This window comes from Martelella mangrovi (genome assembly GCF_040545495.1).
In the GTDB taxonomy this organism is placed as follows: domain Bacteria; phylum Pseudomonadota; class Alphaproteobacteria; order Rhizobiales; family Rhizobiaceae; genus Martelella; species Martelella mangrovi.
Genome location: NZ_JBEPLY010000001.1, coordinates 485,854 through 510,818, shown reverse-complemented (window position 1 = coordinate 510,818; position 24,965 = coordinate 485,854). Strand labels below are relative to the sequence as shown.

At 61.0% G+C, this 24,965-nt stretch carries 22 protein-coding genes and 2 tRNA genes; 12 read left to right on the top strand and 12 right to left on the bottom strand.

What is annotated here, in order from left to right:
- Window positions 1-390 precede the first annotated feature (390 nt).
- Window positions 391-464 (bottom strand) — tRNA-Gln (locus ABID12_RS02380).
- A gap of 73 nt (window positions 465-537) precedes the next feature.
- Window positions 538-669, bottom strand: coding sequence for a hypothetical protein (locus ABID12_RS02375; protein WP_354432946.1), 132 nt, complete (start codon window positions 667-669; stop codon window positions 538-540).
- Between the two features lie 54 nt (window positions 670-723).
- Between ABID12_RS02375 and ABID12_RS02370 the strand changes: the two genes are divergently transcribed.
- The 3 genes from ABID12_RS02370 (at window position 724) to ABID12_RS02360 (ending at window position 3,641) form a co-directional block, all read left to right on the top strand.
- Complete coding sequence (locus ABID12_RS02370; RefSeq protein ID WP_435528142.1) at window positions 724-2,355, top strand: Ppx/GppA phosphatase family protein; 1,632 nt, start codon at window positions 724-726, stop codon at window positions 2,353-2,355.
- Window positions 2,356-2,360: 5 nt separating this feature from the next.
- The gene (locus ABID12_RS02365) at window positions 2,361-3,065 is read left to right on the top strand and encodes an RlmE family RNA methyltransferase (RefSeq protein WP_354432945.1); all 705 of its coding nucleotides are present in this window, start codon (window positions 2,361-2,363) and stop codon (window positions 3,063-3,065) included.
- A 198-nt stretch (window positions 3,066-3,263) separates the two neighbouring features.
- Window positions 3,264-3,641 carry a DUF2255 family protein gene (locus ABID12_RS02360; RefSeq protein ID WP_354432944.1) on the top strand — a complete coding sequence of 126 codons (378 nt, stop codon included), beginning with the start codon at window positions 3,264-3,266 and terminating at the stop codon, window positions 3,639-3,641.
- A 47-nt stretch (window positions 3,642-3,688) separates the two neighbouring features.
- Here ABID12_RS02360 and ABID12_RS02355 read toward each other — a convergent pair whose 3' ends face one another.
- Both ABID12_RS02355 and ABID12_RS02350 read right to left on the bottom strand, forming a co-directional pair.
- Window positions 3,689-3,844 carry a hypothetical protein gene (locus ABID12_RS02355; protein WP_181190776.1) on the bottom strand — a complete coding sequence of 52 codons (156 nt, stop codon included), beginning with the start codon at window positions 3,842-3,844 and terminating at the stop codon, window positions 3,689-3,691.
- Between the two features lie 101 nt (window positions 3,845-3,945).
- Window positions 3,946-4,542, bottom strand: a complete 597-nt coding sequence (locus ABID12_RS02350) for a helix-turn-helix transcriptional regulator (protein ID WP_354432943.1) — start codon at window positions 4,540-4,542, stop codon at window positions 3,946-3,948.
- Between the two features lie 81 nt (window positions 4,543-4,623).
- On the opposite strand from ABID12_RS02350, the gene ABID12_RS02345 reads away from it, so the two are divergent.
- Genes ABID12_RS02345 through ABID12_RS02335 form a run of 3 tightly spaced genes read left to right on the top strand, consistent with a single transcriptional unit; the run spans window position 4,624 to window position 7,173 of the window.
- On the top strand, window positions 4,624-5,337 hold the full coding sequence (locus tag ABID12_RS02345; protein WP_106307620.1) for a CoA transferase subunit A: 714 nt from the start codon (window positions 4,624-4,626) through the stop codon (window positions 5,335-5,337).
- 1 nt (window position 5,338) lies between these two features.
- Complete coding sequence (locus ABID12_RS02340; RefSeq protein WP_354432942.1) at window positions 5,339-6,001, top strand: 3-oxoacid CoA-transferase subunit B; 663 nt, start codon at window positions 5,339-5,341, stop codon at window positions 5,999-6,001.
- On the top strand, window positions 5,998-7,173 hold the full coding sequence (locus ABID12_RS02335) for an acetyl-CoA C-acetyltransferase (protein ID WP_354432941.1): 1,176 nt from the start codon (window positions 5,998-6,000) through the stop codon (window positions 7,171-7,173). Before ABID12_RS02340 ends, ABID12_RS02335 begins: the two co-directional genes overlap by 4 nt.
- Window positions 7,174-7,250: 77 nt before the next feature.
- On the opposite strand, the gene ABID12_RS02330 is transcribed toward ABID12_RS02335, so the two are convergent.
- The 3 genes from ABID12_RS02330 to ABID12_RS02320 all read right to left on the bottom strand — a co-directional run bounded on the left by ABID12_RS02330 (window position 7,251) and on the right by ABID12_RS02320 (window position 9,084).
- Window positions 7,251-8,393, bottom strand: a complete 1,143-nt coding sequence (locus ABID12_RS02330) for a lytic murein transglycosylase (RefSeq protein ID WP_354432940.1) — start codon at window positions 8,391-8,393, stop codon at window positions 7,251-7,253.
- A gap of 196 nt (window positions 8,394-8,589) precedes the next feature.
- Window positions 8,590-8,676, bottom strand: a tRNA-Leu gene (locus ABID12_RS02325).
- Between the two features lie 105 nt (window positions 8,677-8,781).
- Window positions 8,782-9,084, bottom strand: a complete 303-nt coding sequence (locus tag ABID12_RS02320; RefSeq protein ID WP_354432939.1) for an Rdx family protein — start codon at window positions 9,082-9,084, stop codon at window positions 8,782-8,784.
- A gap of 141 nt (window positions 9,085-9,225) precedes the next feature.
- Between ABID12_RS02320 and ABID12_RS02315 the strand changes: the two genes are divergently transcribed.
- The 6 genes from ABID12_RS02315 to ABID12_RS02290 all read left to right on the top strand — a co-directional run bounded on the left by ABID12_RS02315 (window position 9,226) and on the right by ABID12_RS02290 (window position 15,029).
- Complete coding sequence (locus ABID12_RS02315; protein WP_354432938.1) at window positions 9,226-9,726, top strand: GFA family protein; 501 nt, start codon at window positions 9,226-9,228, stop codon at window positions 9,724-9,726.
- 88 nt (window positions 9,727-9,814) lie between these two features.
- Window positions 9,815-10,429: an outer membrane lipoprotein Omp10 gene (gene omp10, locus ABID12_RS02310; protein ID WP_354432937.1), complete on the top strand. Its 615-nt coding sequence runs from the start codon at window positions 9,815-9,817 to the stop codon at window positions 10,427-10,429.
- 185 nt (window positions 10,430-10,614) lie between these two features.
- A complete protein-coding gene (locus ABID12_RS02305) occupies window positions 10,615-12,234 on the top strand; it encodes a bifunctional metallophosphatase/5'-nucleotidase (RefSeq protein WP_354432936.1) in 1,620 nt (539 codons plus the stop codon).
- 174 nt (window positions 12,235-12,408) lie between these two features.
- Window positions 12,409-13,446: a ferrochelatase gene (gene hemH, locus ABID12_RS02300; RefSeq protein WP_354432935.1), complete on the top strand. Its 1,038-nt coding sequence runs from the start codon at window positions 12,409-12,411 to the stop codon at window positions 13,444-13,446.
- Between the two features lie 107 nt (window positions 13,447-13,553).
- Window positions 13,554-14,549: an SPFH domain-containing protein gene (locus tag ABID12_RS02295; RefSeq protein WP_354432934.1), complete on the top strand. Its 996-nt coding sequence runs from the start codon at window positions 13,554-13,556 to the stop codon at window positions 14,547-14,549.
- Between the two features lie 6 nt (window positions 14,550-14,555).
- Window positions 14,556-15,029 carry an NfeD family protein gene (locus tag ABID12_RS02290; RefSeq protein ID WP_354432933.1) on the top strand — a complete coding sequence of 158 codons (474 nt, stop codon included), beginning with the start codon at window positions 14,556-14,558 and terminating at the stop codon, window positions 15,027-15,029.
- Window positions 15,030-15,040: 11 nt separating this feature from the next.
- Here ABID12_RS02290 and ABID12_RS02285 read toward each other — a convergent pair whose 3' ends face one another.
- From ABID12_RS02285 to gltB, 5 genes are all read right to left on the bottom strand, one after another.
- Window positions 15,041-16,036 (bottom strand): KpsF/GutQ family sugar-phosphate isomerase, encoded by a 996-nt coding sequence (locus ABID12_RS02285; RefSeq protein ID WP_354432932.1) that lies wholly within the window; start codon window positions 16,034-16,036, stop codon window positions 15,041-15,043.
- A gap of 72 nt (window positions 16,037-16,108) precedes the next feature.
- Window positions 16,109-16,951 (bottom strand): alpha/beta hydrolase, encoded by an 843-nt coding sequence (locus ABID12_RS02280; RefSeq protein WP_354432931.1) that lies wholly within the window; start codon window positions 16,949-16,951, stop codon window positions 16,109-16,111.
- A 99-nt stretch (window positions 16,952-17,050) separates the two neighbouring features.
- Window positions 17,051-17,938 (bottom strand): UTP--glucose-1-phosphate uridylyltransferase GalU, encoded by an 888-nt coding sequence (gene galU / locus ABID12_RS02275; RefSeq protein WP_106307981.1) that lies wholly within the window; start codon window positions 17,936-17,938, stop codon window positions 17,051-17,053.
- A 273-nt stretch (window positions 17,939-18,211) separates the two neighbouring features.
- Window positions 18,212-19,666 (bottom strand): glutamate synthase subunit beta, encoded by a 1,455-nt coding sequence (locus tag ABID12_RS02270; protein ID WP_106307676.1) that lies wholly within the window; start codon window positions 19,664-19,666, stop codon window positions 18,212-18,214.
- 104 nt (window positions 19,667-19,770) lie between these two features.
- Complete coding sequence (gene gltB / locus ABID12_RS02265) at window positions 19,771-24,447, bottom strand: glutamate synthase large subunit (RefSeq protein ID WP_354432957.1); 4,677 nt, start codon at window positions 24,445-24,447, stop codon at window positions 19,771-19,773.
- Window positions 24,448-24,965 lie beyond the last annotated feature (518 nt).

The window sequence follows — 24,965 nt, the reverse complement described above, 5'->3', positions numbered from 1 at the left end:
CTGTTCTTCCGTGAACCGTGAACGCTTCATGCCGTCCGTCTCCGTGTCGTGACAGACTCTACCAGAATCTGGAGGAAGTTCAGGGGCTCAGGTCACCCCATAAAAGGGGCTCACATGGGTGCATGTGATTTGATTCAATGGTTTCTGCAAAGGAGACCATTGATGCGCCGTCATTTTGACCTGATGGATTTCGGGTGAGCGGTGAGCGAGCCGCTTATGCTCCACAACAGCGGCAGCGTGCCGCGGGTCGATGATCGCCGTGTATTCAATGGCATTCTCTGGCGCTTTCGCACCGGCAGACCACCGTGCGGGAGAAGGAGCTCGCCAATACCCCGGCCAACCGAAACGTTCTGTTCTGATACCTAAACCGAGAATACATCTTGAAAGGAATGGCTGGGGAACCTGGATTCGAACCAGGACTAACGGAGTCAGAGTCCGTGGGTCTACCGTTAACCTATTCCCCACCGTCCGGCGCAAACGCGCCTTCAATGTGGGGCGCTTATAAACAGAATTACCCCGGCTTGCCAAGGGGAAAATTCAAAATTTTCCTGTTCGTTGACGATCATGCCCGGACAGGCGGCGGGACGCAAAATCGACAAAAGAAAAGGCATTGGCCTTGCCTTCCGCGGCTGCTATGATGACGTCAACTGAAAATCGATTGAGCGCCATGTTGCGAGCGACCCTTTGGGACAGCGGCTTGCGCGGCGCGATGGAACTGGAAAAGTGGAAGACCCCCAAAACAGCGACAGGCTGTCGGATGGCGGGGCGCGCTTGGAAAAAGGCAGCGAGGGCAAGCGGACCCGTCGTCGCCGATCCCGGAAAGGCAACAGAAATGCTGCCCCCGGAGTGCCCGCATTGAATGACGGCGCAAACGCGTCGTCCGGTAGCGACCCGGCTGTGCCGCAGGCCGCAGCCGTTCCCGGTAAACGCAAGCGCCGTCGCGGCAAACGCCGCAAGGGCGGTTGCGGTCCCGTGCACGACGCAGGCAGCGGCCAGCCGCTTGCGAGCGTTGGCGATATCGCCCGTGAAAAGCCGGACGGCGACACCGCCGCACCCCGACAAAAGAAACGCAGACGGCGACGCAAGGCCCATACCAAGGGGCCGCTTGGCGCCGATGGCTGCAAACATGTGCGCGCTTCCGGTGCAAAATCAGACCGGCCGGATGCCGCGGGTAAGCCGGCCGCAGCAGATGCCCCGCCGCCCCCGCAAAAACGGGGTCCGCACACGGGCGGGACGGCACAAAACGCACCACAGAAACCACAACGCGACCCGGCGCCGCATACAACCGGTCCCGGAAACGGCGGTCCGCGACATGCGGGCAATACCCTCTACGCGGCGCTTGATCTCGGCACCAATAATTGCCGGCTTCTGATTGCCCAGCCGACACGCCACAATCAGTTTCGCGTGGTCGACGGTTTTTCGCGCATTGTCAGGCTTGGCGAAGGCCTTGCCGCAACAGGCAGCCTGTCACCCGAGGCAATGGACCGGGCCGTCGAGGCGCTTTCATTGTGCGCAGCCAAGCTGAAGGGGCGCTCGGTCCGGCGCATGCGGTTGATTGCGACGGAAGCCTGTCGCGCCGCCGATAATGGCGACGCCTTTCTCGAACGGGTGCGTAACGAGACCGGGCTTGAACTTGAAATCATCAACCGCGAAACCGAAGCACGGCTTGCCGTTTCGAGCTGCGCCTCGCTGATCGGGCGGGAAACCCGTTCCGCCGTGCTTTTCGATATCGGCGGCGGCTCCTCGGAAATCGCCGTGATCCGGTTCGGCGAGAACCGGTCGCTACGCATCGCCAATCATATTTCGCACTGGACATCGCTGCCTGTCGGGGTCGTCACGCTTTCGGAGCGGTATGGCGGCCATCACGTCACGCCGGCGATTTTCGAAGACATGGTTGCCGAAGTGACCGCTCTGCTTGGTGATTTCCACTGCCCGGAAATCGGAGGCAGCGCCCATGACGACGGCTTTCACCTGATCGGCACGTCGGGGACGGTGACAACGCTGGCCGGTGTCCATCTCGATCTGCCGCGCTATGACCGGCGCAAGGTCGATGGCATATGGCTTTCCAATGACGAGGTCTCCGCCATGCAGGACAAGCTTTTGTCCTGGGATTTCGCCGGGCGGGCGGCCAATCCCTGCATCGGCCCCGACAGGGCCGATCTTGTGCTGGCGGGTTGCGCCATTCTGGAGGCGATCCGCCGCCGCTGGCCGGCGCCGCGCATGCGGGTTGCCGACCGGGGCCTGCGCGAGGGCATTCTGACGGACATGATGATGCGCGACGGCGTGTGGCGCTCGAAGCGCCGCCGGGGCGGGTTCAACCGCGCCCACCAGCCGCGCCACGACAGCAGGGACTGACAAAAATGGCCAAGCCAACCTCAAAACCGGCCCGCACCGGCCGCAAGATCGGCCAGAAGGTCAAGAAAAGCAAACTCAAGGCCTCGTCACGGCGCTGGATCGAGCGGCATATCAACGACCCTTACGTTCAGCGCGCAAGGACCGAGGGTTTTCGCGCACGTGCGGCCTACAAGCTGCTGGAGATCGATGAAAAACACGAGATCCTCAAGGGCGCACGGCGGATCATCGATCTGGGCGCGGCCCCCGGCAGCTGGTCGCAGATCGCCGCCAAGGTGACCGGGTCCACGGATACGGATGTGCGGGTGGCCGCGATCGACTTTCTCGAAATGGCACCTATTCCCGGTGTCAAATTCTTCCAGATGGACTTTCTGGACGATGACGCGCCGGAACTTCTGCGGGACGCGCTCGACGGTCCGCCCGATCTGGTGATCTCGGATATGGCCGCGCCGACCACGGGCCACAAGCGCACCGACCATCTGCGCACCATGTATCTGTGCGAGGTGGCCGCCTATTTTGCAATCGAGACCCTGGCCGAAGGCGGGCATTTTCTGGCCAAGACCTTTCAGGGCGGGGCCGAAAACGATCTGCTGACCATGCTCAAGCAGAATTTCAAACAGGTGGTCCACGTCAAGCCGGCGGCATCGCGTTCCGAATCGGTGGAGATGTTCGTGCTCGCCAAATCCTTCAAGGGCCGTCAGACGGACGATTGAGAGCGCCGTCACCCGATCGAGATTGCAATCCCGTCAGGCAACAGTGATGCCTATTGATGAGCTGCGTTCATCTTTGTCAGCAATGCGGGCATCTTTTTGCGCCGGCCGCGCATGGCCACATTGAGGATCGATGTGGTCAGGGGGCACGCAATGCCTTCCCGGCCATGACAGACGTGATCGAAGTGAAAGGACAGCGCCATGAACTGGACACCGGAACAACTCGAGGATATCGCGGTCGCCGACGATTTCCGCATCGCCCCGTTTCGCGAGGATGGGAAAACCTACGGTACGCCAACCTTCATCTGGTCGGTTGTGGCGGATGGCGATCTCTACGTGCGCGCCTATAACGGCACGCGTTCACGCTGGTATCGGTCAGCACTTGAACAAAAGGCAGGTCGCATCAGTGTTGCCGGGAAAACCCATGAGGTCAGCTTCGAGCCGGTGACCGACGATGCCGTGAATGACCGCATTGATGATGCATACCGTGCAAAATACGCCAGCAGCAGCTATCTGTCCCCGATGATCGCGCCGCGGACGCGCGCTGCAACGATGCGGGTTACCCTGCGCAAGGCCTGAAGGCCACGGGATGGACCGCGCTGATGCGGTCTGTCCCGGAGAAACGATTACCGGAAGCTGTTGGGATACCGGCGATAGGCTTCGCGGCGGACTTCCTGATAGTTTTCGATGAAGTCGTTGAAGCCGTGGGCAAGGCGAACAAAGGGATTGTGCGAGCGGGTGTTTGAGGTCTGGCCGTCACGGTTGCGATGTCCGAAAGACATGTCTTGAACTCCTTATTTTCGCGTGTGACCAATATATAATACCGTCGCGGCCGCACGAACATGGACAAGCTGTCATCGCAGCCATGCACTGAAGTCTTGCCTCACGGGTCGCCCTCCCCGAAATCGGGTTTGGACGGGTTGTCGGCACTGTTGAGAAACCAGGCGAGCAACTCCGCACTGTTGCGCAGCCCAAGCGCCCGGGTCATGCGCAACCGGTGGGTTTCGATGGTTCTGCGCGAAAGCCCCAGTTCTTCGGCAATGGCGGCATTGGTCTTGCCCTGGGCAACCAGTGTGAGGATCTGACGCTGGCGGCCGGTCAGAACCGTGTTGGCCGCAGACACCGGCCGGGTGATCGGTTCGAAACAGTAAACTGCCGCCGCAAACGGATCTTCGGTGTTGTGCGAGCGCCCCCGAACACGACACCAGAACCGGCGTCCGTCGGTCGCCGCCATGATCCGCTCGTCGTAATAGACCGCACCGCCCGGCAGATTATCCCTCCACATCTCTCCGGTGCGCACGAAGTCGTCGATGGCCGGATAAAGACGCGCAAAGCTCTTGTTGATGAGCGCCTCGCGATCATAGCCGAACAGCGCCGCAAACTCTTCATTGCAGTCACGGATCACGCGATGGGTGGCAAACACAAGCGGCACCGGCAGTTCGGGCAGGGTGAAGGTGGGCGAGGGGTGAGCAGTGTTCATGTCGTATAAATACGACTCGGGCCGGGGCTGCCGCAAGCTTATTCTGTTTCTGACAAATGGCAATTTCTCTGGGAGGAGACAATGCGGAAAGTCTATCAGACCGCAGCCGAAGCGCTGGCCGGTCAGTTGCGTAACGGCATGGTGATCATGTCGGGCGGCTTCGGCCTTTGCGGCATTCCCGAGGCGCTGATCGAAGCGGTCGAGCAATCCGGCGCCCGCGACCTGACGGTGATTTCAAACAATGCCGGCGTTGACGGGATCGGCCTCGGCCGGCTTCTGGAAACCCGGCAGATCAAGAAAATGATCTCGTCTTATGTCGGCGAGAACAAGCTTTTCGCCGAACAGTATCTGGCCGGCGAACTGGAACTGGAGTTCAATCCGCAGGGCACGCTTGCCGAGCGCATCCGCGCCGGCGGGGCCGGCATTCCGGCCTTCTTCACCAAAACCGGCGCCGGCACGCTGATTGCCGAGGGCAAGGAAGTCCGGCGCTTTGATGGCGACGACTATATCATGGAGACCGGCCTTGTTGCCGATGTCGCGCTGGTACACGCCTACAAGGGCGATCATGAAGGCAACCTCGTCTACCGAAAGACGGCCCGCAATTTCAATCCGGATATGGCGACGGCGGCCCGGCTGACGGTCGCGGAGGTCGAGCATCTGGTCGCCCCCGGTGAGATCGATCCCGACCATGTGCACACGCCCGGCATCTTCGTTTCCCGCATCGTGCATGTACCCGACCCCGTAAAGCATATCGAAAAGCGCACCGTGCGCGAACGCAAGACGGAGGGCGCGTAATATGGCCTGGACACGTGACGAGATGGCGGCCCGCGCCGCCCGCGAACTTGAGGATGGATTCTACGTCAACCTCGGCATCGGCATTCCCACGCTTGTTGCCAATTATATTCCCGACAGCATGGATGTCCGCCTGCAAAGCGAAAACGGCATGATGGGCATGGGGCCGTTTCCCTATGAGGGCGAGGAAGATGCCGACCTGATCAATGCCGGCAAGCAGACGGTGACCGCACTTCCCGAAACCAGCTTCTTCTCGAGCGCCGACAGTTTCGCGATGATCCGCGGCGGCCATATCGACCTGTCGATCCTCGGCGCCATGCAGGTTGCCGAAAACGGCGACCTCGCCAACTGGATGATCCCGGGCAAGATGGTCAAGGGCATGGGCGGCGCCATGGACCTGGTTGCCGGTGTCAAACGCGTGGTCGTGGTGATGGAGCACGAGGCCAAGGGCAGCCCGAAGCTTCTGCGCGAATGCAATCTGCCGCTCACCGGCACCCGCGTGGCCGATATGGTGATCACCGATCTCGGCGTTTTCACCATCGCGCGTCACGGCCCGGTGAAGATGGTTCTCACCGAACTTGCCGACGGCGTCAGCCTTGAGGAGATCACCGCCCGAACCGAAGCCCGTTTCGAGTTGGGGCTGGACCACCGGGAGGGCTTGAAATGAGTGATGTCGTCATTGTCGCGGCAACGCGCACCGCTGTCGGAAGCTTCATGAAATCCTTCGCCTCCGTTCCCGCCCATGTGCTTGGCGCCGCTGTCATCGGCGAGGCGCTGAAGCGCGCCAACGTGGCGCCGGATGCGGTGGACGAGGTAATCCTTGGGCAGGTGCTGGCGGCAGGTGCCGGCCAGAACCCGGCCCGGCAGGCAGCCATCGCCGCCGGAATTCCCGATACCGCAACCGCTTTCGGCATCAACCAGGTCTGCGGCTCCGGGCTGCGCACCATAGCACTGGGCATGCAGCAGATTGCCTGCGGCGATGCCGGGATCGTGGTCGCCGGCGGGCAGGAATCCATGTCGCTTGCACCCCATTGCGCCAATCTGCGCAGCGGCCAGAAAATGGGTTCGGTCAGCTTTGCCGACACCATGCTTTGCGACGGGCTGATCGATGCATTCGATGCCACCCATATGGGCATCACCGCCGAAAATGTCGCCCGGAAATTCGGTATCGACCGGGCGCGGCAGGATGCCTTTGCGATTGAAAGTCACCGCAAGGCAGCTGCCGCCCGGGCGGCGGGCCGGTTTGCCGAGGAAATCACCCCGGTCACGGTGCGTGTGCGCAAAAACGAAACGGTCGTCGACAGCGACGAACATATCCGCCTCGACGCAAGCCCGGAAACGCTTGCCGCCCTGCGCCCCGCCTTTGAAAAGGACGGCACGGTGACGGCGGGCAACGCCTCGGGGCTGAATGATGGTGCTGCCGCTCTGGTGCTGATGCATGCAGACGAGGCCGCCCGGCGCGGCCTTGTTCCGCTTGCCCGCATCGCCTCCTGGGCGACAGCCGGCGTCGATCCGACCATCATGGGCACGGGCCCGATTCCTGCCTCCCGCAAGGCGCTCGAAAAGGCCGGCTGGTCCGCAGAAGACCTCGATCTTGTCGAAGCCAACGAGGCGTTCGCGGCACAGGCCTGCGCGGTCAATGACGGGCTCGGCTGGGACCCGGAAAAGGTCAACGTCAATGGCGGCGCGATTGCCATCGGCCATCCGATCGGCGCGTCCGGCGCCCGTATTCTGGTGACGCTGCTTCACGAACTGAAACGCCGCGACGCCCGCAAGGGCCTCGCCACGCTCTGTATCGGCGGCGGCATGGGCGTCGCGCTCTGCGTGGAGCGGGGATAAGGCGCAGCGGGGATGACACCGGCAGGTTCAAGATACCGGGCGACGCTGAGAAGCGCCCCGGGAGACCATCATGCCGTTTACCGCTCAAGCCGTTGCAGCAGGGCCATTGACGGCTCGCCGGTGACCTCAAGCCCCCGACCTCTCTGATAGGCGGATATCGCAGCACGGGTTTCATCGCCGAATACGCCATCAATGCTGCCCGGATCATAACCCGCCGCCTTCAGCCGCATTTGCACCGCCTTGCGCTGATCGGCGGAAAAACCGTATCGATCCGGCGGAAAACTGCCGCGAATCGGACCGGCGCCCGCAATCCGGTCTGCAAGATAGCCGACGCCGAGCGCATAATTCGTCGAATTGTTGTAGCGCTTGATAACGTCGAAATTCGGCCCTACGGCAAAGACCGGCCCGCCGGCCTGCGGCTGGATCTGTCTGGTGCCGGCGGCAGCCCCGGGCGAGCCCTCCTCCCCGCCCCAGGGTTGGCCTTTCCGCCATCCCGAACGCGAAAGATAAGAAGCCGTGCTGGCCAGTGCATCGGTCGGGTCGTCGCCCCAGATATCGCGCCGCCCGTCGCCGTTGAAATCGACCGCATAGGCCAGATAGGACGTCGGAATGAACTGGGTATGGCCCATGGCCCCGGCCCAGCTTCCCACCATGCCCTCCGGGCTGATGTCGCCGTTTTGCAGGATCCTGAGAGCCGCCGTCAGCTGTTGTTCGAAAAACGCGCCGCGCCGGCCGTCATACGCCAGCGTGGACAGGGACGACACGACCGGCACATTGCCGCGCCGTTCGCCATACATGGTTTCAAGCCCCCAGATCGCAACGATGACGTTGGCATCGACGCCGTACGTCGCCTCGATCCGGTCCAGCACATCACGATAGCGCGCATAATTGGCGCGCCCCTTGGCAACCCGCTCATCGGATGCGGCAATCGCCAGATATTCCTCCAGCGTGCGGGAGAATTCAGTCTGGTTGCGGTCGGCCTCGATCACGCCCGGCGTATAGCCTGCGCGGGCAAAGGCTGCGTCCAGCGTCGCCGTGGAAATGCCGCGCCCTTCAGCCCGGCCCCTGAACCCGGCCACCCAGGCATCCCAGCCGCGATTGGGCATTTGCCGCATGCCGGGATCGGCAACTGGCGTAAACCCGCCCGTCAGATTGCTGGAGCAGGCAGACAGAAGAACGGCAAGGGCCCCGGAAGAAAATGCGCGTCGTGTCAAATACATGGCGTCGATCCGATTCGGAGCATTTCTGAAGAGAACGATTCTATCGGATAACAGGAAAGCGGCAAAGAGTGGGCAGAAAGCGCAGACCACGCTGCCGCGGCATACAGGACATCCCGGAGCATTGTCACCTCAAACCGGCTTGCGGCAAGGGACCAACGTCAACCGTCCTGAAATATCAATGTCTTGAAAAAATGATTGGTGCCCAGAAGAGGACTCGAACCTCCACACCCTTGCGAGTACCAGCACCTGAAGCTGGCGCGTCTACCAATTCCGCCATCTGGGCAACGAAGGCCCGTTTAAGAGACCCGGCGGGTTTCGTCAACGGGTATTTGACGTTTTCGCGACAAAAAATTCAAAGCCCTGCAAAATGCGGGGTGCGCGCGCCCGGTCAGTCCTCGGCCTGTTGCACCTCTGTCCGGTCGACATGGCCGAGATCGCGTTCGGGATCGATGATATCGCGGACACGCTGTTTCAGCTCCTTCGGGCCGGGAAAGCCGCCATCGCGCTTGCGCTCCCAGATCAGGGTGTCGTCGACGTGGATTTCGAAGATGCCGCCGGTGCCCGGCTTGAGCGTGACCGCGCCCAGTTCATGCGAAAACGTCGAAAGCAGCTCCTGCGCCATCCAGGCCGAACGCATCAGCCAGTTGCACATGCTGCAATAGTGAATGGTCACTGCCGGTTTCTCGGTCATCCCGCACTCCTGAACTCTATTGGTCTTGCGATCCATAAGCGCAAGCTTCGGCGCAAGGCAACACCGGCGCGCCTCAATTCTGCTTGCTCCGGCTGTTTCATCGTGATTTGCTTTGGATGGAAGCGGCGACGGGAGCGCGGCATGGCAGAGGAACAATTTGCAGGTGGCTGTTTTTGCGGCGCGGTGCGTTTTTCCATGCGCGGCCGCCCGATGTTCATCCATGCCTGCCACTGTCGCGACTGCAGGCGGCAATCCGGCGGCCCGTTCGTCATCAACGGACTGATCGAAACGGACCGCATCACGGTCCTGAAGGGCGCCCCCACCGGCCGCACGCTTGCAACAGACAGCGGCCATCCGCATGATCTGTCTTTCTGCGCGGATTGCGGCACAGCGCTGTGGAGCGACTACGGACGGCGCGGCTGGATGCTGTTTGTGCGCATGGCCACGCTCGATGCACCGGAAAGCTTTGTGCCGGATGTGCACATCTATACGGCGACGAAACTGCCATGGCTGCCACTGCCGGAAAGCGCCCGCAGCTTCAGCCACTATTACGACATGAACGCCGAATGGCCGGCGGAAAGCACCGAAAGACGCCGCGCGGCAAGGTCTCGCGCAGCAGCCGGCAGACAGGACAACAGCTGAAAATACGAGATACCCGGAACCAAAAGCCCGCTTAACAGTTGCTTTTTCAGCAGAAATAGGCCTTTTTAGCGCAAAGACAGGATCGTCAATGAGTATCACAGTGAAACCGCTCCTCGCCACGACCTTCGCCGCCTGTGCCCTGCTTCTGGCGGGCTGCACCACGTATGAGCAGCCGCGCAGTCTGCCGACGCCCACGCAGCCGCAGGTACCGCGGACCGCCGTGGACGGTCAGTGGCTGGATCGGGACGGCATCATTTCGAGCTTTTCTGCCGGAAAGTTCGAAACCCGCACGACGGATTCCAATCAGGTTCTCGCCGTCGGCCAGTACACGGTCACCGGCAATATGGTCGAAATTGATCTGACCTCCGTGCTGCGGCAGACCCGCTCGCGGGTCAATTGCGCGATTGCGGCCCCCTACCTGATGAACTGCACGCCGAGCCAGGGCGACCAGTTCTCGCTCTACAAGCCGGCATCGGCACCGGTCGGCTTCACGCTTGATGACGCCGCCGCCGTGACGGCCGCCAATGCGCCCCAGCAGCCGATGGCCCCCGGCAACGCCGTCACAGGGCAGCAGCAGCCAATGGGCTCGTCCATGCCGCAGACCGGTTACCCGAACACGCCGACGACCTATACCCCGGCGGGCACACCGGCACCCGGCACCAATGTCAACTTTTCCGGCATGCAGAGCGGCGCCGGTTACTGACAACCGTCGATAATCCTCCTGAAGATGACAGCCGGCGCGTATCATATGGGTCCTAATCATTGACTCTTGGTATTATCCGTCAAAAGCAGGCTTGACGGCGCACCCAAAATCATCGTCACATTCGAAGTCTATACTCGGCATCGGGCGACACGTGCCGCGCCTCATCTTCGAACCAGGAGCCTGCCATGCATTCCTTTTCCAAAGCCGCCCTGCTCGCGGCCTCCGTGCTGTCGCTTTCCGCCGGCAGCGCGCTTGCCGATTTCGAGCTGAACATTTTGCACAACAATGATTTCCATTCGCGCTTCGACCCGATCAACAAGTATGATTCCAGTTGCTCGGCGGAAGATGATGCGGCAGGCGAATGCTTCGGCGGCGCGGCACGGCTTCTGACGGCCATCAACGAAACCCGGGACGCGCTGGAAGCCGACGGCAAGAATGTCATCCTGCTGAACGCCGGCGACAATTTTCAGGGATCGCTGTTCTACACCTTCTACAAGGGTGCGATGGAAGGCGAATTCATGAACATGCTCGGTTACGACGCCATGACCGTCGGCAACCATGAATTCGATGACAGCGAAGACGGGCTGAAGACCTTCCTCGACATCGTCACCTTCCCGGTGGTCACCGCCAATGTGAAGACCAATGCGGATTCCACCGTCAAGGACATGATCGAGCCCTCGATCGTGCTCGACATTGACGGCGAGAAGGTCGGCATTATCGGCGCGGTCACCAACGACACGCCGGACATCGCCTCTCCCGGCGAGAACATCGACATCACCGTCGATGTCGACGCGATCACCACCGAGGTCGAAAAACTGCAGGGCGAAGGCATCGACAAGATCATCGCGCTCACCCATGTCGGCTATCCGCGTGATCTGGCGGCCATCGCCGTGATCCCGGGCGTGGATGTCGTCGTCGGCGGCCATTCGCACACGCTGCTTTCCAACACCGATGAAGATGCCGCCGGCCCCTACCCGACCATGGTCGACAACCCCGACGGCTATCAGGTCCCCGTTGTTCAGGCCAACCAGTACGGCAAGTATCTCGGCGACCTCGACGTCGTCTTCAACGATGAAGGCGTCGTCACCTCCGCCAAGGGCGATCCGATCCTGCTTGATGCCTTGTTCACGCCTGACGCGGACGTGGCCAGCTGGATTGCCGAAAAGGCCGGCCCCATCGAAGAACTCAAGATGGAAGAGGTCGGGGAATCCACCGCGCTCATCGTCGGCGACCGCGAAGTCTGCCGCGCCGAGGAATGCCCGATGGGCAATCTCGTTGCCGATGCCATGCTTGACCGCGTTGCCGACCAGGGCATCACGATTGCGATCCAGAATGGCGGCGGCGTGCGCGCCTCGATCGATGACGGCGTTGTGACCATGGGCGAAGTGCTGACCGTGCTTCCCTTCCAGAACACGATTGCGACGTTCCAGCTCAAGGGCTCCGACATTGTTGCGGCGCTGGAAAACGGCCTGTCCCAGATCGAAGACGGTGGCGGTCGCTATCCGCAGGTCTCCGGCATGAAATACACCTATGATTCGAGCAAGGAACCCGGTAGCCGCGTCGTGTCGGTCGAGGTCGAAACCGGCGAGGACGAATTCGCCCCACTCGAGCCCGAAACCGTTTATGGCCTCGTCACCAACAATTACGTGCGCGGCGGCGGCGATGGCTATGCGGTCTTCGCCGAAAACGCCATGAACGCCTATGATTTCGGCCCGAACCTCGAAGAGGCTGTGGCTGAATATCTCGGCATGAACAGCCCGTACACGCCCTATGTCGACGGCCGCATCACCAATGTCGCCGAATAAGGCTCTGTTCTGAAACCCTCTTCTTCGGCCCGGCCTCGCCGGGCCGTTTGCTTTTGACCGGCAAATCGCGACAATTCGCCAGTCTGGCGGGGCCTGCGCTTCGTATCTATATATGGCGCCAGAAAACTGCGCCCCAAAAGCTCGAAACACACGAAACGGAACCGGGATAAAACAATGTCTGAAATGCATGCCGCCTGGCCGGATAACCATCCCAGTGTCGCCTTCGGAAAGACCGGTGTTCTTCTGGTTAATCTCGGAACACCCGACGGCACGGACAAGAAATCCATGCGCCGTTATCTGGAAGAATTTCTGACCGACAAACGCGTCATCGAATGGCCGCGGGCGCTGTGGTATCCGATCCTTTACGGCATCGTGCTGAACCGCCGCCCCGCCAAGGTAGGCCAGGCCTACGAGCTGATCTGGAACAAGGAACGAAACGAGAGCTTCCTGCGCACCTACACCAGAAGCCAGGCGGAAAAACTGGCTGAACACTACGCCGATAAAGACAATCTCGTCATCGACTGGGCGATGCGATACGGCCAGCCCTCCATCACCGCCCGCATCGAAGCGCTGAAGGCGGCGGGCTGCGAGCGCATTCTGCTGTTTCCGCTCTATCCGCAATATGCGGCTTCAACGACGGCGACCGTCAACGACAAGGCGTTCGAGACGCTGCTCGACATGCGCTGGCAGCCGGCGCTGCGCACCGTGCCGCCCTATCACGACGACCCGGTCTATATCGATGCGCTGGCGCAGTCGATCACCGACCATCTGGCAACGCTCGACTGGGAACCGGAACTGATCATCACATCGTTCCACGGCATCCCGCAGTCCTATTTCAAGAAGGGCGATCCCTATCACTGCCAGTGTCAGAAGACGGCGCGACTGCTGCGCGAAAAGCTCGGACTTTCCGAGGAAAGAATGATGATCACCTTCCAGTCCCGCTTCGGGCCTGAGGAATGGCTGCAGCCCTATACCGACAAGACCGTGGAAGGTCTGCCGAAAAAGGGCGTGAAGCGGGTCGCGATCCTCAATCCCGGTTTTGTTTCCGACTGTCTCGAGACCCTTGAGGAAATCGGCGAACAGGCGCGCGAGAGCTTCATGGAGCATGGCGGTGAAAAGTTCACCCACATCCCCTGTCTCAACGACACGCCGGCCGGCATGCGGGTGATCGAACATGTGGTGGCGCGTGAGTTGCGCGGCTGGCTTGAATAGGGCCTCAACGCCTGAAAAACAAGGTCATGGCCTCGCGCACGCCGTTGCGTCTATAATGATAAAACAGACATCAGCCTCGCAAGGCCGATGCAACAGGAGGAAACGACATGGCAGCACTGACCGGATTTTCCGTCACGATCATCATACTGGCGGTCCTGATCCTTCTGACGCTTCTGGCGGGGATCAAGACCGTGCCGCAGGGCTATGGCTACACGGTCGAACGCTTCGGCCGCTATACCCGCACGCTGACGCCGGGCCTCAACCTGATCATTCCGTTCATCGACCGTATCGGCAAGCGCATCAACATCATGGAGCAGGTGCTGGATGTGCCCGAACAGGAGGTGATCACCCGCGACAATGCCAGCGTGGAGGCCGACGCGGTCGCCTTCTACCAGATCCTCAATCCGGCAAGTGCCGCCTATCAGGTCGCCAATCTGGAAATGGCGATCCTGAACCTGACCATGACCAATATCCGCTCCGTCATGGGCTCCATGGATCTCGACGAACTGCTCTCCAACCGCGATTCCATCAATGAGCGACTGCTGCGCGTGGTCGATCTTGCGGTCGAACCCTGGGGCGTGAAGGTCACCCGCATCGAGATCAAGGACATCCGTCCGCCGAACGATCTCGTGGAAGCCATGGGCCGGCAGATGAAGGCGGAACGCGAAAAGCGCGCCCAGATCCTCGAGGCGGAGGGCAGCAAGACCGCGCAGATCCTGCGTTCGGAAGGCTCCAAACAGTCTGCAATTCTTGAAGCCGAAGGCGAGCGCGAGGCAGCCTTCCGCGAGGCCGAAGCCCGCGAACGCCTTGCCGAAGCCGAAGCCAATGCGACACGCTCCGTGTCACTGGCCATTGCCGACGGCGATGTCGCCGCGATCAACTACTTCGTCGCCCAGAAATACACCGAGGCCATGGCCTCGATCGGCACGGCAAAGAACTCCAAGGTGGTGCTGATGCCGATGGAGGCCTCGTCACTGATCGGTTCGCTCGGCGGGATCGGCGAGATTGCGAAGGAAGTGTTCGGCAAGGATGGCGGCGGCCAGGAACAGGCAACGTCCCGTCGCTCGACACCGTCAGTCCGCCCCGGCAATCCGGAAAGCTGACCGGCGATGGAGGCGCTGTTCGACTTCTTCACCGCTGCCGGCCCCTGGGGCTGGTTTATCGCCGGGCTGCTGCTGCTTGTTGCGGAACTTCTCCTGCCCGGAGTGTTCCTGATGTGGGTCGGCATTGCCGCCATCATACTCGGCGCGCTGTCGCTGGTCTTCTGGCCCTTCGGCTTCTGGGGCTGGCAATTGCAGATCCTGCTGTTTGCCGTCCTTTCCGTTGTCGCCATTATTGTCGGGCGGCGGATCCTCAAAAACCGGGAAACCACATCCGACGAACCGCTGCTCAACCAGCGCGCCGCCAGTCTTGTGGGGCGCACCGCCATCGTGGTCGACGCGATCACCGACGGGCGCGGGCGCATCAGGCTCGACGATACGCTCTGGGTCGTGGAAGGGCCGGACCTGCCGGAGGGCGCGCATGTGCACATCGTCGCCGGCGATGGCCGTAAACTTACGGTCGCACCGCTCGAAAAAGCCTGAAGTGGAAAGGATCAGGCCGCGCCGATCCGCAGGAAATCGTGGAAATGCACGATGCCGACCGGACGGTTGTCGTCATCGACCACCATCAGCGCGGAAATATTGTGCTTGTGGATCAGCGCCAGCGCACCCGACACCATCATCGATGGCTTCACCGTCTTCGGCCCTGCCGTCATCACATCGTCGACGGCAAGCGCACTCATGTCGCGCGACAGGTTGCGCGCAAGGTCGCCATCGGTGACGATGCCTGCCAGCCGGCCGTCATCCGACAGCACGCCGACGCAGCCGAAGCGCCGCTTCGACAATTCCATGATCGCCTGCGGCAGCGGCGTGCCTGAACGCACCAGTGGAATTTCCTCGCCCACATGCATGATGTCGGCCACATGCGAAAGCAGCGCGCCGAGCTTGCCGCCCGGGTGATAGACCTTGAAATCGCCCGCGGAAAAGCCCCGCACCTCAAGCAGTGCAATCGCCAGCGCATCGCCAAGCGCAAGCTGCATGGTCGTTGACGTCGTCGGCGCAAGCCCGTGCGGACAGGCTTCTTCGGCCTTCGGCAGGGCGAGCACGATATCGGCCGCCAGCGCCAGTGACGATTTCACCCCGGCGGTAATTGCAATCAGCGGAATGGCGAAACGGCGCGTATAGGCGACCAGCGCCGTCAGTTCGCTACTTTCCCCGCTCCACGAAAGCGCGACCACGGCGTCTTTCTGGGAAATCATTCCCATATCGCCGTGATTGGCCTCGGCGGGATGCACGAAAAAGGCCGGCGTGCCGGTGGACGCGAAGGTCGCCGCAATCTTGGTGCCGATATGACCGCTCTTGCCGACGCCGGAGATAATGACATGCCCCTGCGTTTCCCGAAGCAGCGCGACGGCCTTGTCAAAAGGTTCCGCCAGCCCGTTTTCAAGTGCTGCAGCAAGCGCATCCAGCCCCTTGCGCTCGAATGCGATCGTTCTGAGTGCGGAACGGGTTGCGTCGTTGCCGGGGGTCTTGTCTGTCACATCTGCCATGCACCGCTGTTAGCGCCTTTGGGTTTTGCAATCAATAACCATTCGGTCGCAAGGGCTCACCGGCTGCTGCTCTCAACCAACCTGCTGCGTTGCCGTCTTTGCGGCTTTGCGCTTCATCCAGTCGACAGCAAGCCCCGGCCAGGCCGCCTGGGTGCCATCGAGTGCGCGCAAGGCGAAACCATGCGGCGCATCGGCAAACACATGCAGGTCGACATCCAGCGCCCCGGCTGCTGCCGTTTCGACATAACGCAACGCATGCTGCAGCGGCACCGACCGGTCACTAAGCGCATAGGCAAGAAACACCGGGACTGACGGCAGCCCGTGGGGGTAATCGGCAAGGCCGATCGGCCAGTCGTCATAAAAATCCTGTTTTTCCACCGGCGGATAATCCGGCTTGCCTTCGGGGAACTTGTGTTTGCGGTGATTGGCATTGATCGGGGCATAGGCAATCACGGCGCCGGCGGGTTTCAGGTCGTGCTTTTGGCAGGCCATGACCCCGGCAAGATGACCGCCGGACGACAGCCCGACATGAAACAGCGGCAGATCGCTTTGCTCCGCCGCCACGACATCAAGCGCCCGCAGCCCATCAACAAGCGCTATGTCTTTCGGGTGAACCCCGCCCTTGCCATCAGGGGCGCCGGGAAGCCGGTGCACGACCAGATGAACGTCGATACCCTGCGCGTTCAGCCAGGAGGCAACCTCCGCCCCTTCCTTGTCATAGACCAGCTTCGTGTATCCGCCGCCGACAAAGAGCAGCGCCCGCGCCCAGGGATCACGCGCCCGCCAGGTGTGGACTTCCGGGCGGCTGACGGCATCGAACTGCCGATCGGGCCAACACCCCTGCAACCGGTTCTCCGCCCCCTCAATGAGCGGAACAATAGTCGGTTCAGACGGCATGTCGGCGTTTAAGGGCATGATCAGTTCTTTCGGCAACAAAAAAAGGCGACGCATCTGCGCCGCCCGGTTTTCATGACGAGGCCCGGTCTTGCCGGGCCTCATTGTATTTCCGGTCTGTTATTTCAGCGCTGCGATCAGGGCTTTGAGATCGTCTTCGACCTTCGGACGAATGTCGTCACGCTTCAGCGCCAATGCGATATTGGCGATGATGAAGCCTTCCTTCGAGCCGCAGTCGAAGGTCTGGCCATCGAACTTGTAGCCGAAAAATTCCTGCTCGCCGGCAAGCTTCAGCATGCCGTCGGTCAGCTGGATTTCGTTACCGGCGCCGCGTTCGAGCGTTTCCAGGATCGGGAAAATCTCCGGCTGCAGGATATAGCGGCCGTTGATGAAATAATTGGACGGCGCTGTGCCCGGCTCCGGCTTTTCGACCATCTGGGTGATCTTGAAACCGTTGCCGACGGCATCGCCAACACCGACGATACCGTATTTATGCGCCAGTTCCGGGTCGCATTCCTCAACGGAAACGACATTGCCGCCGGAAACCTCGTAGACATCCATCATACCCTTCAGGCACGGAGTTTCGGCATCCATGACCATGTCGGGCAGGATCAGCGCGAAGGGTTCCGGGCCGACGATTTCGCGCGAGCACCACACAGCGTGGCCAAGCCCGTGCGGCTCCTGCTGGCGGGTAAAGGTGGAGGTGCCGGCTTCCGGCAGCATGGAAGAGAGCAGGCTCAGTTCGGCATTCTTGTTGCGCGCCTTCAGCGTTGCTTCCAGCTCGTACTGGATATCGAAATAGTCTTCGATAACGTGTTTGTTGCGGCCCGTGACAAAAACAAAGTGTTCGATACCGGCTTCAATCGCCTCATCGACAACATACTGGATGATCGGTTTATCCACGACCGGAAGCATTTCCTTGGGAACAACCTTGGTTGCGGGAAGAAACCGCGTTCCAAGACCGGCAACCGGCAAAACCGCCTTACGAACCTTCTTGTTGTGAGCCAAAATACTCTCCTTCATTGCAATGACTGAAAAAGCCTGAAACCAATTTTTTTCCAATATTGGTCAGGCTTAGCAAGATGCAAGAGGGGGTGCAATTCGACGACACGGCGCTTGGCCGGTTTTTCGGTCCGATTGCCTCTTTTTTTCGGAAAAAAGTCCGTCAGCCCGGCGCCGGAACAGCGCCACGCGGATCATCGGTAAAAGAGGACTTACGAAGAAGGCAGACCGCCCCTGCAACCGGAAACGGTATTCCGGCTACAAGGGCGGAAAAAGGCATCAGCGCGGCAGCAGGGTCTCACCCATCAGCGTTTCATCGATCGCGCGCGCTGCCTGACGGCCTTCGCGGATCGCCCAGACGACCAGCGACTGGCCGCGACGGATATCACCGGCCGCCCAGAGCTTGTCGACCGAGGTTTTGTAATCCTGGTCATTGGCAACGACATTGACCGCACCGCGCTGGTTGGTGTTCAGCTCCAGCCTGCCATCCAGTTCGGCAACGAGGCCCTCCTTGTGCGGCCCCAGAAAGCCGAGCGCGATAAAGGCAAGATCGGCCTTGATGACGAATTCCGTACCGGCAATCGGCCGCCGCTTTTCGTCGACATGGCAGCACTTCACACCGGTGAGAACACCGTCCTCACCGACAAATTCAAGCGTACCCACCTGGAATTCACGGATCGCGCCTTCCGCCTGCGAGGAAGACGTCCGCATCTTGGTCGGCCAGAACGGCCAGACCGCAAGCTTGTCTTCCTTTTCCGGCGGCTGCGGGCGAATGTCGAGCTGGGTCACCTTGACCGCGCCCTGACGGAATGCGGTTCCGACACAGTCCGACGCCGTATCGCCGCCGCCCACGACAACCACATGCTTGCCGCCCGCCAGAATGGGTTCCGACGGCCATCCGGTGCTCTCGATATTCTCGCGACCAACCCGCCGGTTCTGCTGAACCAGGAACGGCATGGCGTCATAGACGCCGTGAATATCGCTGCCTTCGATCCCGGACGGACGCGGGGCTTCCGAGCCGCCGCTGTAGAGCACAGCATCATAATCGGAAAGCAGCTGCTCGACCTTCACATCGACGCCGATATTGACGCCGCAATGGAAGGTCACACCCTCGCCGCGCATCTGCTCGACACGGCGGTCGATGAAGTTCTTCTCCATCTTGAAATCGGGAATGCCGTAGCGCAGAAGCCCGCCGGGCCGGGATTCCCGCTCATAAACGTCAACCTCGTGGCCGGCGCGGCCGAGCTGCTGGGCGGCCGCCATGCCGGTCGGGCCGGAGCCGATGATGGCAACCCGCTTGCCGGTCTTCATCGTTGCCGGCTTGGGCACGATGTAGCCAAGCTCATAAGCCTTGTCGGCAATCGCCTGTTCGATGGTCTTGATGGCAACCGGGATATCTTCCAGGTTCAGCGTGCACGACTCCTCGCACGGCGCCGGGCAGACACGGCCGGTGAATTCCGGGAAGTTATTGGTCGAATGCAGGTTTGCAATCGCCTCCTTCCAGTTGCCATTGTAGATGAGGTCGTTCCAGTCCGGAATCTGGTTGTGAATCGGACAGCCGGTCGGGCCGTGGCAATAGGGAATGCCACAGTCCATGCAACGGGCGGCCTGTTTCTGCACTTCCGGTTCCGACATCGGGATGGTGAATTCACGGAAGTGGCGAATGCGGTCGGAGGCCGGCTGATACTTCGCCACCTGCCGGTCGATTTCCAAAAACCCAGTAACCTTGCCCATTTCGTAATCCTGACTGCTTCAAGCTGATATTTCGCGCCCCTGGCGCGCGCAAGAAAGCGCCCCGCACACACGCGGACGGGACGCCGACAGTTATCCTTTGCCTGTTATTCCGCTGCGACACCCATGCGCATGCGCTCCATATCCTCAAGCGCGCGCCGGTATTCGACCGGCATCACCTTGCGGAACATCGGGCGGTAATGCGCCCAGTCGTCCAGAATGGCCCTGGCGCGGGCCGAACCGGTGTAGAGCAGATGATTGTTGATGAGGCGCACCAGACGCTCCTCGTCATGACGGGTCATGTCGCCGGAAACGTCGACGCGGCCCTTGTGCATGAGGTCGCCGCCGTGATGATGCAGCTTCTCCAGCATGTCGTCTTCTTCCGGCACCGGCTCCAGCATGACCATGGCCATGTTGCAGCGATCGGCAAAGCCGCCATCCTCATCGAGAACGTAGGCGACACCGCCCGACATGCCGGCCGCGAAGTTGCGCCCCGTGGAGCCGAGCACGACGACAAGACCGCCGGTCATGTATTCGCAGCCATGGTCGCCAACGCCTTCGACAACGGCAATCGCGCCGGAGTTTCTGACCGCAAAACGCTCACCGGCAATGCCGTGGAAATAGCATTCACCGGCCGTGGCGCCGTAAAGCACGGTATTGCCGACGATGATCGATTCTTCCGGCACGACGGGCGAATTTTCCGGCGGACGGATGATGATCTTGCCGCCCGAAAGCCCCTTGCCGACATAGTCGTTGCCGTCACCGATAAGATCGAAGGTGACACCGCTGGCCAGAAACGCACCGAAGGACTGACCGGCCGTACCATGAAGGGTAACGGAGATCGTGTCTTCCTTCAGGCCCTTCTGGTTCCAGCGCTTGGCCACTTCACCGGAAAGCATGGCACCTGCCGAACGGTCGACATTCTTGATGTCGATGTCGAAGGCGACCTTTTCCTTGCGTTCAAGGGCAGGCATTGCCTTTTCAATCAGCTTGCGGTCGAGAATATCGTCAATCGGGTGCTTCTGCCGCTCGGTCCAGTAGGTGGCTTCCTTGGGTGCTGCCACCTTGTGGAAAATCTTCGAGAAGTCGAGACCCTGCGATTTCCAGTGGGCAATCGCCTCGTCCTTGTCGAGCAGCTCGACCGCGCCGATCACCTCGTTGAGGCTGGTGAAGCCGAGTTCGGCCAGCATCTCGCGCAGTTCTTCGGCCACGAAGAAGAAGTAGTTGACGACGTGCTCCGGCAGGCCCTTGAAGCGCTTGCGCAGGACCGGGTCCTGGGTGGCAACGCCGACCGGGCAGGTGTTCAGATGGCACTTGCGCATCATGATGCAGCCTGCGGCAATCAGTGGCGCGGTGGAGAAGCCGAACTCGTCGGCACCGAGCATGGCGCCGATCAGCACGTCGCGACCGGTCTTCAGGCCGCCATCGACCTGCAGCGCAATGCGGGAGCGAAGCCCGTTCAGCACCAGCGTCTGCTGGGTTTCGGCAAGGCCGATTTCCCACGGGCTGCCGGCATGTTTCAGCGAGGTCAGCGGCGAAGCGCCGGTTCCGCCATCGAAACCGGAAACGGTGATGTGATCGGCGCGCGCCTTGGCGACGCCGGCGGCAACCGTGCCGACGCCCACTTCCGACACCAGCTTGACCGAAACATCGGCCGCCGGGTTGACGTTCTTCAGGTCGTAGATCAGCTGCGCCAGATCCTCGATCGAGTAGATGTCATGATGCGGCGGCGGCGAGATCAGGCCAACGCCCGGCGTCGAATGGCGGGTCTTGGCAATCGTCGCATCGACCTTGTGGCCGGGCAGCTGACCGCCCTCGCCGGGCTTTGCGCCCTGCGCCACCTTGATCTGCAACAGATCGGCATTGACCAGATATTCGGTGGTAACGCCAAAGCGGCCCGAAGCGATCTGCTTGATCGCCGAACGCTCCTTCGGCGTCGCCCCGCTGGGCAGCGGCAGATAACGGTCGGATTCCTCGCCGCCTTCGCCGGTGTTCGACTTGCCGCCGATCTCGTTCATGGCAATCGCCAGCGTGGTATGCGCCTCACGCGAAATCGAACCGAACGACATCGCACCGGTCGAAAACCGCTTGACGATTTCAGAGGCCGGCTCGACCTCGTCAACCGAAACCGGCTTGCGGCCGATTTCCTCTGCATTTTTGATGCGGAACAGGCCGCGGATGGTGTTCATCCGCAAGGACGAAGCGTTCTCGATCCTGGCAAACGCATCATAGCGGTCACGGGCATTGCCGCGCACGGCATGCTGCAGCTCAGCGACCGCATCCGGCGTCCAGGCATGGGCTTCGCCGCGCATGCGGAATGCATATTCGCCGCCGATATCGAGCGTGGAGGCGAGAACCGGGTCCTTGCCGAAAGCGGAGCGATGCCGGGCCACGGTTTCTTCCGCGACTTCCTTCAGGCCAACCCCCTCGATCATCGAGGCCGTACCGAAGAAAAAGCGCTCGACGAATTCCGACGACAGGCCGATGGCGTCGAAGATCTGCGCGCCGCAATAGGACTGGTAGGTCGAAATGCCCATCTTGGACATGACCTTCAGCATGCCTTTGCCGATTGCCTTGATATAGCGGTAGATCACCTCGCCGGCGTCCACTTCCTCGGGGAACAGCCCCTTGGCGTGCATGTCTGCCAGCGTATCGAAGGCGAGATAGGGATTGATGGCTTCCGCGCCGTAACCGGCGAGACAGCAGAAGTGGTGCACTTCGCGCGGTTCGCCCGATTCGACCACGAGACCGACCGACGTGCGCAGCCCCTTGCGGATCAGGTGATGGTGCACGGCCGCCGTTGCCAGCAGCGCGGGCATGGCAATCCGGTCGGGGCCGATCTGACGGTCGGACAGCACGATGATGTTGTAGCCGCCGCGCACGGCCGCTTCGGCACGTTCGCACAGGCGGTCGATCATCGCCGGCATGCCGGCTTCGCCCTCATCGACATCATAGGTGATATCGAGCGTCTTGGTGTCGAACCGGTCCTCGGTATGCCCAATGGAGCGGATCTTCTCCAGATCGCCATTGGTCAGGATCGGCTGGCGCACTTCCAGACGCTTCTCGCGCGCTGCACCCTCATGGTCGAGGAGGTTCGGACGCGGGCCGATGAAGGACACGAGGCTCATCACCAGCTCCTCGCGGATCGGGTCGATCGGCGGGTTGGTGACCTGGGCGAAATTCTGCTTGAAATAGGTGTAAAGCAGCTTCGACTTGTCCGACATTGCCGAAATCGGCGTATCGGTGCCCATCGAGCCGATGGCTTCCTGCCCCGTCGTCGCCATCGGCGACATCAGGATCTTGGTGTCTTCCAGCGTGTAGCCGAAGGCCTGCTGACGGTCGAGCAGCGACACGTCGCGGCGCAGCGCGCGCGGTTCCACCGGGTTCAGTTCCTCGAGGATCAGCTGCGTGCGGTCGAGCCACTGCTGATAGGGATGCATGCCGGCAAGCTCGGACTTGATCTCGTCATCGGAGACGATCCGGCCCTTTTCCATGTCGATGAGAAGCATGCGGCCGGGCTGCAGACGCCATTTGGCAACGATATTTTCTTCCTCAACCGGCAGCACGCCGGCCTCGGATGCCATGATGATGCGGTCATCCTTGGTGATCAGGTAACGCGCCGGACGCAGACCGTTACGGTCAAGCGTGGCGCCGATCTGGCGACCATCGGTAAAGGCAACGGCGGCCGGGCCGTCCCACGGCTCCATAAGCGCTGCGTGATACTCGTAAAATGCCCGCGTCTGCGGGTCCATCGACATGTTGCCGGCCCAGGCTTCCGGGATCAGCATCATCACGGCATGCGCCATGGAGTAGCCGCCCTGCACCAGGAATTCGAGCGCATTGTCGAAACAGGCGGTATCGGACTGGCCCTCATAGGAGATCGGCCACAGCTTGGAAATGTCGTCGCCGAAGAGCGGTGAGGACACCGAAGCCTGACGCGCAGCCATCCAGTTGACGTTGCCGCGCAGGGTGTTGATCTCGCCGTTATGGGCGACCATGCGGTAGGGATGCGACAGCTTCCACGACGGGAAGGTGTTGGTCGAAAACCGCTGATGCACCAGCGCCACCGCCGATTCGAAGCGCGGATCGGCCAGGTCCTTGTAATAGGCGCCGACCTGATAGGCGAGGAACATGCCCTTGTAGACGATCGTCGAGGACGACATCGAGACGATGTAGAAGTCCTCGGTGGCACCGTCCGATTCGGCAAAGATCGTGTTGGAAATCACCTTGCGCAGGATGAACAGGCGGCGTTCGAAATCGGCCTGCGTATCGGCCCGTTCGCCGGCACCGATAAAGACCTGGAGGTGGTAGGGTTCAGTCGCCGCAATATCCTCCGCCTTCGACAGCGAGGAATTGTCGACCGGCACTTCACGGAAGCCGAGGAAATTCTGGCCCTCGTCGGCGATCACCTTCTGGATGATGTCCCGGTAGTGGGCAATGCGTTCGGGATCGCGCGGCATGAAGAAGTAGCCGACGGCATATTCGCCGACCTTCGGCAGCACGACACCTTCGGCCGCCATTTCCTCACGGAAAAACCTGTCCGGGATCTGCATCAGCATGCCGGCGCCGTCGCCCATCAGCGGATCGGCGCCGACAGCGCCGCGATGGGTGAGGTTTTCGAGAATGAACAGCCCGTCCTTGACGATCTGGTGCGACTTCTCACCCTTCATGTGGGCGATGAAGCCGACGCCGCAGGCATCGTGTTCGTTTCTCGGATCGTAGAGCCCCTGACGTTTGTTACGACGGCCGTCAGCAGCTGTTTTGGCGGCAGGCGTCACGTTCATCTGCGTGAGCGGGGCAGCACTAAGCGCTAAGGGCGTCATCTTCGTCATACAAGATCTCCTTAAAACCTGCAGAAATGCAGGTGAAGCCGGATCGTGGAGCAGGCGGATAGAAAAGGCGCAAATCCACCCTGCTTGCCGCAATCATCTTTCGTTTAGGACCGGATTGACCATATCAACGGCGCTCCGGTCGATAGTCCTGCCAAGGCGTGCCGGAACGAGGTCTCCGCTTATAAGATCATTATAGACCATAAAGCGGCAGGACGTCAGCCCCTTGCTAGCGGCACACGGCACAGCCGGACACAAAAATAGGACAGCATAACTGTCCTATCTTCATCTCATGCCAGAAACATCGGAAAGTCGCAAGCAAATAATGAAAATGCGCACCCGGCAGGGAGAGATTATTACCAATCCGGCTCAGACCGCGCAACAAAGTTACTTTTCTTCATCCACTTTCGAAACACCTGAAAGAAAAAGGCATTTTATAGGCAGATTCCACGTCGCTGCGAGGCATACACGCA

Bases quoted from the DNA above. Each gene is read 5' to 3' on its own strand.
- ABID12_RS02285 (WP_354432932.1), bottom strand. From the start codon at position 16,036: ATGGCAGATGTGACAGACAAGACCCCCGGCAACGACGCAACCCGTTCC.
- ABID12_RS02340 (WP_354432942.1), top strand. From the start codon at position 5,339: ATGGCCTGGACACGTGACGAGATGGCGGCCCGCGCCGCCCGCGAACTT.
- ABID12_RS02320 (WP_354432939.1), bottom strand. From the start codon at position 9,084: ATGACCGAGAAACCGGCAGTGACCATTCACTATTGCAGCATGTGCAAC.
- ABID12_RS02330 (WP_354432940.1), bottom strand. From the start codon at position 8,393: ATGTATTTGACACGACGCGCATTTTCTTCCGGGGCCCTTGCCGTTCTT.
- hemH (WP_354432935.1), top strand. From the start codon at position 12,409: ATGTCTGAAATGCATGCCGCCTGGCCGGATAACCATCCCAGTGTCGCC.
- ABID12_RS02335 (WP_354432941.1), top strand. From the start codon at position 5,998: ATGAGTGATGTCGTCATTGTCGCGGCAACGCGCACCGCTGTCGGAAGC.
- ABID12_RS02270 (WP_106307676.1), bottom strand. From the start codon at position 19,666: ATGGGCAAGGTTACTGGGTTTTTGGAAATCGACCGGCAGGTGGCGAAG.
- ABID12_RS02360 (WP_354432944.1), top strand. From the start codon at position 3,264: ATGAACTGGACACCGGAACAACTCGAGGATATCGCGGTCGCCGACGAT.
- ABID12_RS02315 (WP_354432938.1), top strand. From the start codon at position 9,226: ATGGCAGAGGAACAATTTGCAGGTGGCTGTTTTTGCGGCGCGGTGCGT.
- ABID12_RS02305 (WP_354432936.1), top strand. From the start codon at position 10,615: ATGCATTCCTTTTCCAAAGCCGCCCTGCTCGCGGCCTCCGTGCTGTCG.
- ABID12_RS02345 (WP_106307620.1), top strand. From the start codon at position 4,624: ATGCGGAAAGTCTATCAGACCGCAGCCGAAGCGCTGGCCGGTCAGTTG.
- ABID12_RS02280 (WP_354432931.1), bottom strand. From the start codon at position 16,951: ATGCCCTTAAACGCCGACATGCCGTCTGAACCGACTATTGTTCCGCTC.
- ABID12_RS02350 (WP_354432943.1), bottom strand. From the start codon at position 4,542: ATGAACACTGCTCACCCCTCGCCCACCTTCACCCTGCCCGAACTGCCG.
- ABID12_RS02365 (WP_354432945.1), top strand. From the start codon at position 2,361: ATGGCCAAGCCAACCTCAAAACCGGCCCGCACCGGCCGCAAGATCGGC.
- ABID12_RS02290 (WP_354432933.1), top strand. From the start codon at position 14,556: ATGGAGGCGCTGTTCGACTTCTTCACCGCTGCCGGCCCCTGGGGCTGG.
- ABID12_RS02355 (WP_181190776.1), bottom strand. From the start codon at position 3,844: ATGTCTTTCGGACATCGCAACCGTGACGGCCAGACCTCAAACACCCGC.
- omp10 (WP_354432937.1), top strand. From the start codon at position 9,815: ATGAGTATCACAGTGAAACCGCTCCTCGCCACGACCTTCGCCGCCTGT.
- ABID12_RS02375 (WP_354432946.1), bottom strand. From the start codon at position 669: ATGGCGCTCAATCGATTTTCAGTTGACGTCATCATAGCAGCCGCGGAA.
- gltB (WP_354432957.1), bottom strand. From the start codon at position 24,447: ATGAACGTGACGCCTGCCGCCAAAACAGCTGCTGACGGCCGTCGTAAC.
- ABID12_RS02295 (WP_354432934.1), top strand. From the start codon at position 13,554: ATGGCAGCACTGACCGGATTTTCCGTCACGATCATCATACTGGCGGTC.